Annotated in this window: 12 protein-coding genes; 3 read left to right on the forward strand and 9 right to left on the reverse strand. The window is 39.4% G+C overall.

The features are described from left to right. Nucleotides 1-22 precede the first annotated feature (22 nt). The 9 genes from QZ488_RS13015 to nadE all read right to left on the reverse strand — a co-directional run bounded on the left by QZ488_RS13015 (nt 23) and on the right by nadE (nt 7,319). Complete coding sequence (locus tag QZ488_RS13015; protein WP_293749368.1) at nt 23-352, reverse strand: YbaB/EbfC family nucleoid-associated protein; 330 nt, start codon at nt 350-352, stop codon at nt 23-25. Between the two features lie 42 nt (nt 353-394). Beyond that, complete coding sequence (gene dnaX, locus QZ488_RS13020; RefSeq protein WP_293749351.1) at nt 395-2,830, reverse strand: DNA polymerase III subunit gamma/tau; 2,436 nt, start codon at nt 2,828-2,830, stop codon at nt 395-397. Nucleotides 2,831-2,838: 8 nt separating this feature from the next. After that, a complete protein-coding gene (gene apt, locus QZ488_RS13025) occupies nt 2,839-3,375 on the reverse strand; it encodes an adenine phosphoribosyltransferase (protein WP_293749353.1) in 537 nt (178 codons plus the stop codon). 53 nt (nt 3,376-3,428) lie between these two features. Beyond that, nucleotides 3,429-3,554, reverse strand: coding sequence for a hypothetical protein (locus tag QZ488_RS13030; protein WP_293749372.1), 126 nt, complete (start codon nt 3,552-3,554; stop codon nt 3,429-3,431). Nucleotides 3,555-3,649: 95 nt separating this feature from the next. Further along, nucleotides 3,650-4,411 (reverse strand): putative DNA-binding domain-containing protein, encoded by a 762-nt coding sequence (locus QZ488_RS13035; RefSeq protein WP_293749355.1) that lies wholly within the window; start codon nt 4,409-4,411, stop codon nt 3,650-3,652. Further along, complete coding sequence (locus QZ488_RS13040; protein ID WP_293749357.1) at nt 4,411-5,259, reverse strand: DUF692 domain-containing protein; 849 nt, start codon at nt 5,257-5,259, stop codon at nt 4,411-4,413. The genes QZ488_RS13035 and QZ488_RS13040 overlap by 1 nt, the downstream gene beginning before the upstream one ends. A 94-nt stretch (nt 5,260-5,353) precedes the next feature. Next, on the reverse strand, nt 5,354-5,869 hold the full coding sequence (locus tag QZ488_RS13045; RefSeq protein WP_293749359.1) for a hypothetical protein: 516 nt from the start codon (nt 5,867-5,869) through the stop codon (nt 5,354-5,356). 189 nt (nt 5,870-6,058) lie between these two features. Then, a complete protein-coding gene (glnB, locus tag QZ488_RS13050; protein ID WP_293749361.1) occupies nt 6,059-6,397 on the reverse strand; it encodes a nitrogen regulatory protein P-II in 339 nt (112 codons plus the stop codon). 91 nt (nt 6,398-6,488) lie between these two features. Then, nucleotides 6,489-7,319, reverse strand: a complete 831-nt coding sequence (gene nadE / locus QZ488_RS13055) for an ammonia-dependent NAD(+) synthetase (protein ID WP_293749363.1) — start codon at nt 7,317-7,319, stop codon at nt 6,489-6,491. 235 nt (nt 7,320-7,554) lie between these two features. Between nadE and QZ488_RS13060 the strand changes: the two genes are divergently transcribed. The 3 genes from QZ488_RS13060 (at nt 7,555) to glpQ (ending at nt 9,698) form a co-directional block, all read left to right on the forward strand. Beyond that, complete coding sequence (locus tag QZ488_RS13060) at nt 7,555-8,097, forward strand: GspH/FimT family pseudopilin (protein ID WP_293749364.1); 543 nt, start codon at nt 7,555-7,557, stop codon at nt 8,095-8,097. A gap of 196 nt (nt 8,098-8,293) precedes the next feature. After that, entirely contained in the window at nt 8,294-8,677 is a 384-nt protein-coding gene (gene gloA / locus QZ488_RS13065) for a lactoylglutathione lyase (RefSeq protein WP_293749366.1), read from the forward strand. A 40-nt stretch (nt 8,678-8,717) separates the two neighbouring features. Further along, the gene (gene glpQ, locus QZ488_RS13070) at nt 8,718-9,698 is read left to right on the forward strand and encodes a glycerophosphodiester phosphodiesterase (protein WP_293749370.1); all 981 of its coding nucleotides are present in this window, start codon (nt 8,718-8,720) and stop codon (nt 9,696-9,698) included. The last annotated feature ends 694 nt before the right edge of the window (nt 9,699-10,392 follow it).

Genomic DNA, 10,392 nt, shown 5'->3' on the forward strand with positions numbered 1-10,392 from the left:
TATTTGCTCGTAGCTTAAAACATTAGAAAGGCATTTTAAAACCAGGAGGTAAAGGCATACCACCAGTCACATCAGCCATTTTTTCTTTCGTGGTTTCTTGCACACGTCTTGCGCCATCATTGAAGGCTGCAGCTACCAAATCTTCGATCATTTCTTTGTCTTCTTCCATCAGACTTGGATCGATATCAACCCGGCGTACTGCATGGTTACACGTCATAGTAACTTTAACCAAACCGGCACCGGCTTCTCCTGTAACTTCTGTATTGGCTAACTCTTCTTGATTTTTTTGCATGCGCTCTTGCATTTGTTGCGCTTGCTTCATCATGTTACCCATTCCACCTTTCATCATAATTTGTCTCTCTATGTCTTAAATAAATATTAACTGTGTTACAGGTTATCTAGCCTGAATACTTTGTTCGTCAACTTTGGCTGCAAATTGTTGTTGCAACAATTGAATGCCAGGATCATTTTTGACCACTTCACAGGCGTATTCTTTGCGCACTTGATTGACTTTAAGTTGCAACGCATAAGGAGTATTTATGGGTTGTCCTAGTTCAATTTCAAGTCCAATAGCACCTTCTAGTGCTAAACAAAGGGCTTCCTTTAGCTGTTGCTGCGCGGTATCTGAAATAAGATGTGACTTGGTCTCTAAAAGCGTTAGCTTGACAGTATCACCTTGTCGGTTATAAGCAGAGTGCAAGGCTAATTGTTTAGTTAAAGCCGTAACTTGCATGTCTTCGATTAACTTACTCCAATCATCGACTTGCAATGCCTTTATCACTTTTTGTTGGTCAGGCAAAAATGCAGATATCTCAAGAGTGACATCACCCACATTTTCTTCATCCAAATGCGCGGAAGAGTCAAAAATATCTGCTTCTTCAATGATTTTTTCAGCAGAGAACGGGCTGACCACCGGCGTGATTTGAGAACCATTATCGACTGACCATGGCGGTACAGTATTTACCATAGGCTCTGCATTAACGGGAGTGACTGACGGTTCAGAATGATTCACTGCTGGAATAAGAGGTTTTTGATTTGAGTTATTTTCCTCAGCGGGCTTATTCTCAGCTTCTTGGTTTTGTTTGCGGATCGAAGCTAAATCAAATGGCGCGGCACTATCAGACTTTTTTACCTGTTCAGCCCCTTCCCCCTCATCACGTTGGCTTTGCTTAAGTTTATTACGTAGTGCAATTAAATCTGCAGTAGAAGTACTAGGTTGTGCATCAACTTGTTGCTGAGTAGCAGCCTGCGGTATTTCACGGGGGTGCATAGCGTCATTTTCGACATGCGTATTTTCAAAATTGGCTGAGGGGTAATCACCAGAAAATGCTTCAGCCGATTGCTCTTCCATAGAAACAGGTTGGTATTGATCATAATCAATTGGTTGATGACCAAAGTCTTCAGCCTGTTGCATAATATCTTGTTGCTGAGCAACTAAACTTTCATCTGTCGACTCTGATTGGCCAACTGCGTGGGATTCATCTTGATGTTGTTCAGGCTCAGCACTCATTATTTGATGAGATGATGGCTGACTTTCCTCATTCACTTCAACGGGTGAATTTTCTGGACTCGAATGCTCAACAGCAGCTTCACTTTGATTGACCAAATCATCAGTCACATGCGCCACTGGAGTTTCCACCACCGGAGCTGCAACATCAGCGTTTTGCGTTTGACTAACAGATTGAGGGATAGCAACTTCGACATCTGGTGTTTTAGCCGCAATATCCAGCGCATCTAACTTCAAATTACTCGGACTAAAAGCCAACATACGTAACAAGGTCATTTCTAACCCTGTTCTGGCATCTGCCGCATGAGGTAAGTCTTTTTTACCTGTTAAGGCAATTTGATAAAGCAATTGAATTTGTTCAACTGGTACTGATTTAGCCAGCTGAAAAATCGCTCTGGCAGAAATGGTTTCTAATTTACAAGCATCAGGAACAAACTGGGTTAATGCAATTTGATGCAACAAACTCATAATTTCAGCCAATACTAAGCCATAGTCAGGGGCTTGAATAGACATCAGTTCGACTTGTTGCATGACTTTTAGGCTGTCTTTTTGAACCACGGCATGAACCAATTTCAGTACTTGGTTTTTATCCATCAGTCCCAGCATATCAGTGACTATTTGTAAGCCAACAACGCCATTCCCCTGAGCAATAGCTTGATCTGTCAAGCTAAGTGCATCACGCATACTGCCTTGCGCCGCTCTAGCTAATTGACTTAGCGCTTCTTTATCAGACTGAATCCCTTCTTCACCAAGTATAAAATCCAATTGCTGGCTAATTTGTGTGCGAGACAAAGCCTTTAGATTAAATTGTAAACAACGGGATAAAATCGTAACAGGTAGTTTTTGAGGATCAGTAGTCGCTAATAAAAACTTAACATGAGGTGGTGGCTCCTCAAGAGTTTTCAACAAAGCATTAAAGCTGTGCTTGGACAACATGTGCACTTCATCTATCAGATAAACCTTGTAACGGCCACGGCTAGGTTTGTACTGAACGTTATCTAATAACTCTCGGGTGTCTTCTACTTTGGTACGAGACGCCGCATCTATTTCAAGTAAATCGATAAAGTTGCCATTTTCGATTTCTTTACAGGTGCTGCATTGACCACAAGGTTTAGAACTCAAACCTTGTTCACAGTTTAAACTTTTGGAAAAAATACGCGCAATGGTCGTTTTACCCACGCCCCGGGTACCGGTAAACAAATAAGCGTGGTGTAATCTATCATTATCAAGTGCATTAGAAATGGCGGTGACAACATGTTCTTGACCAACTAACTCGCCAAAACGATTAGGCCGCCATTTTCTTGCTAATACTTGATAACCCATTTAATTAATTACTCGCCATCGAATTCACAAATAGAAAAACTAGTGACACCATAATCGTTGAGTTTTTGCTCTCCACCGAGTTCAGGTAAAGAAATCACAAAACCAGCGTGTTCGACAACACCGCCAAGACGCCTGATCAGGTTAGCAGTGGCGATCATAGTGCCACCTGTTGCTAACAAGTCATCCAACATCAATACTTTTTCGCCGGGCTTTACCGCGTCTTTATGAATTTCTAGACAATCGGTGCCGTACTCAAGTTCGTAGGTTTCGCTTATCACTTCGCGAGGTAGTTTTTTGGGCTTACGCACAGGAATAAAGCCTATACCTAATTCTATGGCCAAAGGTGCACCAAACAAGAAGCCACGAGCTTCGGTACCCGCTACTTTGTCAAAACCCATTGGCGCATAATGCTTTAATAAGATTTCGATAGAAGCTGAGTAGGCTGTATGATCTTCTAAAACTGAGGTCACGTCACGAAACATGATCCCTGGTTTTGGATAATCAGGAACGGTTTTAATAACCGATTTAATATATTCGGCGGACACGAATTTCCCCGTAATTGAAAACTAAGATAGGTAGAGTAAGTTGCAGATATTAATTAAAGGTAATAAACGAACCAACCCAAAATGACATGCATTAATGGCAACGCGAGCAGAACACCTAAGGCCAGAAATACGTAGCCCCAACTAAACGGATCATGTGTACTGTTATCATCTTGCATCATGGCACTCCAGACTTGAGGGGTAAACACCCAATTAAACAACTAAATTGAAGGCGCAGATGTTAATCCAAAGTTTAATAAATTGATAGCCCTAAAAGCTAGTTTGGGGATGCCAATTCTTCTGCAGGAAATAAAATTTCTTGATGTAATAACTGCTGCAATACCTGTTGAAGGGATTCAATGATTTGTTGACTCTCAAGTTGCGGCATGGCTTCAATCATTACCTGACTTAAAGATTCAATACTTGTCACTCCCTGTTGCAATACTGTGTTTAACAAGTGTGCAGTTACGCCATTAACTAAAGTAAAATTCACCTCATCAGTGGAATCTCGATAAATCACTAGATACACTACCTCACTGGCCTCAGTAGGATAAAAATAAGTACTCACTTGATGCACAGGATAGTGATAACTTACCAAACTTGCTAAGTCTGACATCTGAACCTGGTTTACCGGTGAATGCCCATCCCATACTTTAATTGTTTGATTTGATTTACGAACACTTAAATCTAACTCAAGCCATTCGTAATGTGCCAACTCACGCATAAATATAGGATCAGATTCAATCAACTCATATTCGTTGCTTAAGAATTCTACAAATTCCTTACTAATATCGATAAAGTAAGGCGAGCGACATTCATGTTGACTAAAAAACTTCCGAGCCAAAACCTTCCATTGTTGCTCAGAATATAAACTTTCCAAGACAGGAAAACCTGAACTTAGAAAACCTAAAATATTATTAAAAAACAATTCTCGATATATTTTTAACCGCCTGTCTTCGATTCCATCATCAAACGGATTAACTAGAGGGTTTTTAAGATGCTGAATAAAAGCAAGTTGGGTTTCTTTAAAAGACGTCATTAGGCGCTAAAGAGTTTAGGTTGTTTGGCAGATACTTGCTGCTGGATAGTTCTAATTTTTTCCATTTCCAGTAATAATTCACTAATTGGTGGAATATTAAAATCTCTTTCTAACAAAGTGGGAAATACACCATGAATTTCATAGGCCTTTTTCAGCAATTGCCATACAGGTTCAATGACATCTGCACCATGAGTATCAATTTTTAAATCATCAGCTTCGTCGTAGTGTCCTGCTATGTGTCCATAGACAATTTTTCCGGTGGGCATTGCAGCCAAAAATGCCTCGGCATCGTATTCATGATTAATTGAATTAACATAAATATTATTCACATCTAACAGCATCAAACAGCCTGATTCGTTTAACACCGACAAAGTAAACTCTTGCTCGCTCATCTCTTGTCCAGGTGCGGCATAATAAGACACGTTTTCTAATAACAACGGTCGTTCAATAATGTCTTGTACCTGTTTAACGCGCTCAACTACATGTTTGACGGCGGCTTCTGTAAACGGTATCGGCATCAAATCATACATATGCCCTTGGCCTGAACAATAACTCAGATGTTCGCTGTAATACAAAATATGATGTGTATCTAAAAAGGTCTTAACGTTTTTAACAAAGTTAACATCAAGAGGTTCAGGGCCGCCAATAGACAATGACAATCCATGGCTAACAAAATTACAGGCAGAGGTAAATTGGGTGAGATTTTTCTGGTATTTCCCTCCAAGAGGGATCCAGTTTTCGGGCGCCACTTCCCAGAAATCAACTGAAGCGGGAATGTCAGGCAATAACTCATTGAGCATTTCTCTACGTAAACCTAAGCCTACTCCTGAAAGATGTTTTTTCACCATCAAATTTGTCGCCCCGACTTTTTTCTAAAAGAAAGGCCGGAATCAGTACCTATTGACCGAACCGACCTTTATCATTTCACTAAACTTTGGTTAGTTATTTAACGTCGCCACCACATTTGCCTTCGCCGCATTTGCCTTCTTTCATGGTCTTAGCCGCTTTTTTAGCTTTATCGCCACCGCATTTGCCTTCGCCACATTTGCCTTCTTTCATAGACTTAGCAGCTTTTTTAGCTTTATCGCCACCGCATTTGCCTTCGCCACATTTGCCTTCTTTCATAGACTTAGCAGCTTTTTTGGCTTTATCTCCACCGCATTTTCCTTCGCCACATTTCCCTTCTTTCATGGTCTTAGCCGCTTTATCAGCCTTGTCTCCACCACACTTGCCTTCGCCACATTTGCCTTCTTTCATTGTTTTGGCTGCTTTTTCAGCTTTGTCGCCGCCACATTTGCCTTCACCACATTTGCCTTCTGAAGCACTCTGCATGTAGCCAAATTCTAAAGTGTGTACAGAAAACGGACTAGTATTAGCTTGCACACTAACTGACGCAAGAGAGCCGATAACAACTGCACCAAGTGCAGTAGCGATAGTTGTTTTTTTAATTTGTTGCATATTAGATTTCCTTCAAAAAATTATTAGTCAATCAAAACTCGATTGTTAAACACTGTTGTCTGGTTTCAGTGCATTAGACCTAAGTGCACTATTTATTATTTCAGTTTATTTCTAAAAAGAGTTGATAAACGACCAACTACCCAGTAATTCGGATAAACAACTTATTGTGACTCAATACCCAAAGCTGAATTATACCGCCTCTTCGTTTTCTTCACCCGTACGAATACGAATGACCCGCTCAACGTCATATACAAAAACTTTACCGTCGCCTATCTTTCCAGTTTGTGCTGTGTTCATAATCGCTTCAATACAACGTTCTACTTGTTCATTTGCGACTATCAACTCGACCTTTACCTTAGGTAAAAAATCGACATTATACTCAGCGCCACGATATAATTCAGTATGACCTTTTTGCCGACCAAAACCTTTTACCTCGGTGACAGTCATGCCATTTACGCCAACTTCTGATAGTGCTTCTCGAACATCATCCATTTTAAATGGTTTAATTACAGCTTCTATTTTTTTCATTTAATGTCTCAATTAGTGTGGCTTATTAATTAAAAGTGATTACTGTTTGTTGAGCTCTCATTTGTCGCCGAGTGCCTAACGGCAAGACACTCTAGTCATAAATTGTGGGAATAGGCACGCGTTTATGTTGGGTCTTGGCAAAAATAGCCAATAACTTTTCCGCAATGTCATCAGCTACCGCTTTGCCTTCTAAAAAGTCATCTATTTGGTCATAACTCATGCCTAACGCTTGTTCATCAGATTTTTGAGGTGTTAAGGATTCTAAATCTGCAGTAGGCGCTTTGTGAATAATATTTTGCGGGGCTCCTAAGAACTCAGCGATTTGTCTTACTTGACGTTTATTAAGACCAAATAAAGGCGCAAGATCACAGGCTCCATCGCCATACTTAGTGTAAAAACCCGTGATATTTTCGGCAGAATGATCTGTGCCTAAAACTAAACCATCAAGTAACCCTGCTATTTGGTATTGGGTTACCATCCTAGTACGCGCTTTTACATTACCTTTTACAAAGTCGCACTTTGTTTCACTACTTGGCAGTAAACCAATCTGTTCAAGAGCTAAACGTGTTTGCTGATCAATGGCGTCGGCACCAGGTTGTACATTTACTGAAACATGCTGACTTGGCTGAATAAAATTGATTGACGTTTGAGCATCAACCTCATCAGCTTGAACGTTATAAGGTAATCTTACGGCTACAAATTGATACCTTTTATCTTGCTGCTGGTTTAACTCATTTACGGCAAGCTGAGCTAAACGACCTAAAGTACAAGAATCGACCCCACCACTTATTCCCAAAACCAAGGTATGACTGCCACTACCAGTAAGTTGAGATTTAATAAAATCGATTCTGCGCTCCACTTCATATTTAACATCGATTTTAGGTAAAACCCGCATTTGTTCTATCACTGTAATTGTTTGCATTTTTTCCCTCGGTAATTTCATGCCAGTCAAATCATTCATTTATATTGGTATATTCCGCCATTATGTTTACCTAGCGGTTGTAACTTGGAAGGCCGTTACAGTGCAATATTATCAACATGTGTATATTAATCCTAACCTTTGATAACTATTTCATACCCTAAAATCTCAAAAATAGTTTATCTTAAGTAAAGCCAATGGCCATAAGTAATTGGTACAAACTATTGGAGTGTATAACGTGAAACTACAAAAAGGTGTGACACTGGTTGAGTTAATGGTCACTGTTTCCATTATTGCTATAATCTTGGCATTTGTTGCGCCAAGTATTCAAAGTATCTTAATAAAAAACCGGATTGTGGCAGAAATTAATGAAACTAGTTCGTTGATCCAGTATGCCAGACACCATGCAATAGATGAACAAGCTCAAGTAGTGGTATGCCCATCAAAAGATTTCGCCATATGTTCAACAGACTGGAATGACCCTAAAATAGTGTTCATTGACGACGACGATAACGCTATCCGAGGTAACACAGAAGAGTTACTGGTTACTATAGGTGCAACCACTTCAAACAGTATCATGACCAACACTACCGATATCATAAAGTTTGCCGAAACCGGTGAAGCAAATCTAGGCACCGAAATTTTACTTTGCCATAAGGATGGAAATGCTGAGTACGCCCGTTCATTGTCAGTAACCTTACAAGGCAGAGTTAAAATGAGTACCGACAGTGATAAAAATGGCATAAACGAAAATGCTGCAGGTACCGAACTTTCTTGTTAATCATACCGCCAAATGAATTGGTCAGAGTCTTACTCCATACCTCTGACCATATCCCCCTTGCAGCTAAATCTAACCTTTAGTGTTATTTTAACAGGTCAAAATTGTCGCCTGTTTGTCATATTTAGTTCCTATTCTTGCTCTATCATGCTCTGATCCACTACTTACATTCAGCTCCTAAAACAAAAAAGGAATACATATGCGATTACTGCATACGATGCTCCGGGTTGGTAACCTTCAAGCTTCGATTGATTTTTACACCAACATAATGGGAATGAAATTACTAAGACAAAGTGAAAACAAACAGTATCAATATACTTTGGCTTTTATAGGATATGGTGACGAGTCAGATACAACAGTATTAGAACTAACCTACAACTGGGATAAAAGCGCTTACCAAATGGGTGATGCTTTTGGTCATATAGCGATTGCAGTAGACGATATCTATGCCTTATGTAAATCTATTGAGCAACAAGGTGGCGATGTGTATCGTCAACCCGGTCCGGTAAAAGGTGGTACCTCAGTGATCGCTTTTGTGCGTGACCCAGACGGTTATGCTATCGAATTAATTGAACGTAAATAAAGTGAATATTATGAAATACTACCTTTTAGCAATACTAATTATGGTTTCTTCTTGTCAGGTGATTCCCCCTGAACCTTTAGTTGTTGCTGCTAAACCTATTAAACCTTTGGTCATTGCCCATAGAGGCGCGCCCGGTTACTTACCTGAACATACTCTTGAATCTGTTACCTTAGCCTATGCCCAAGGCGCTGATTTTATTGAGCAAGATTTAGTTGTCACTAAAGATTCAAAAATTGTTGTATTACACGATATTCATCTTGAAACCGTGACTAACGTAGAACAACAATTTCCAAGTAGAAAACGTCAAGATGGACGTTATTACGCTTTAGATTTCACCTTGGCTGAATTAAAAACCCTCACAGTACATGAACGTCAAGATGCGCAAGGTAAACAAGTTTTTGCCAATCGATATCAAGGCACAGGGACATTTCGCATTGCCACTTTTGAGGAACAGATTGAATTGATCCAACAACTTAATCGCCAACTCAACAAATCTACCGGTTTTTACCCTGAGATAAAATCTCCCGCGTGGCATAAAGAGCAAGGGGTGGACATTAGCCAATTGGTTGTGGCTGTTTTGCGAAAACATGGATTAGACGATGCGGATAAGGACATATTTGTTCAGTGTTTTGATTTTGCTGAAACCCAGCGGTTAAGAAATGATCTAGGTGTGAAAGTTAAACTCATACAACTCATTGGTGAAAACGATTGGTTAGAGTCACCTACCAATTACAACGTTTTAAAAACACCCGCAGGATTAGAAGCAATTGCCAAGGTTGCACAAGGCATTGGACCATGGGTCCCTCAACTCATTAATCTTGAAACGATGCTGCCTACAGCTTATGTCTCACAGGCCCACACTGCTGGGTTGCAAGTTCACCCTTATACTTTTCGTAAAGACGCATTGCCAGATAATGTAGATACACAACAAACACTACAACTGTTATTTGAAAATTTAAAAGTGGATGGTCTATTTACTGACTTTCCTGACACGGTAGTTAATTATTTTCAGCACAAATAACCGTTAATAAAGATTTGTTTTAACAAAGGGCATGATTTTAATATCTTGTTTCTATCTTTGAAAGCAAAGTCGCTTGGCGTTTTTGATGGGCAAAATTTAAGTTTGCATCACCCAAATACGTATGTAAAAAAATACATCCGTATATCAAACAATAACGTTTAGATTGCCAGAGTGAGCTGTAACAAGGCGCGTTTGAATTTTAAAAATCTAAAATTATCGCTCATTCAAATAACAAAATATATTTTGTTATTTGAATGAGCGATAATTCAGCTTCATGCCTACAAAACAAAAAAAATTTGACCTACTCTAACTAACCTTTTTCCTAGCCAATATTACAAAATAAAATGTATCACTATGACAAAAAAAGTAATAAAAAATTAAACATAACCTTGTGATTTTTCGAAGTTAAACCGCTGATAGGACAACGATTCAAGCATAAAACAAATGAGTTTTAGATAAACCAACTCGCTGTATATTATTGTAGAAACTCAACTATTAACAACTCAAGTAATGTGAAATCATAATAACCTCTGAGTGCCTGTTTAACTCTGTTTCCTTTACAATTCATTCACATTTTTAAAAGGCTATGTTTTTGTAAACTGTTGCAATACTGTATATAATTACAGTTGTTAAGGAGGTGGTCTATGATCCCAGCACAGTTTACAAAGTTTTTAGAGCAATTTAATGGCCTCAC

Origin of the sequence: uncultured Paraglaciecola sp. (assembly GCF_913020055.1) — a bacterium.
GTDB lineage: Bacteria > Pseudomonadota > Gammaproteobacteria > Enterobacterales > Alteromonadaceae > Paraglaciecola.

Coding starts and splice junctions, on each gene's coding strand:
- nadE (WP_293749363.1), bottom strand. CDS start 7,319: ATGCAAACAATTACAGTGATAGAACAAATGCGGGTTTTACCTAAAATC.
- QZ488_RS13035 (WP_293749355.1), bottom strand. CDS start 4,411: ATGACGTCTTTTAAAGAAACCCAACTTGCTTTTATTCAGCATCTTAAA.
- gloA (WP_293749366.1), top strand. CDS start 8,294: ATGCGATTACTGCATACGATGCTCCGGGTTGGTAACCTTCAAGCTTCG.
- QZ488_RS13030 (WP_293749372.1), bottom strand. CDS start 3,554: ATGATGCAAGATGATAACAGTACACATGATCCGTTTAGTTGGGGCTAC.
- glpQ (WP_293749370.1), top strand. CDS start 8,718: ATGGTTTCTTCTTGTCAGGTGATTCCCCCTGAACCTTTAGTTGTTGCT.
- glnB (WP_293749361.1), bottom strand. CDS start 6,397: ATGAAAAAAATAGAAGCTGTAATTAAACCATTTAAAATGGATGATGTT.
- QZ488_RS13045 (WP_293749359.1), bottom strand. CDS start 5,869: ATGCAACAAATTAAAAAAACAACTATCGCTACTGCACTTGGTGCAGTT.
- QZ488_RS13040 (WP_293749357.1), bottom strand. CDS start 5,259: ATGGTGAAAAAACATCTTTCAGGAGTAGGCTTAGGTTTACGTAGAGAA.
- dnaX (WP_293749351.1), bottom strand. CDS start 2,830: ATGGGTTATCAAGTATTAGCAAGAAAATGGCGGCCTAATCGTTTTGGC.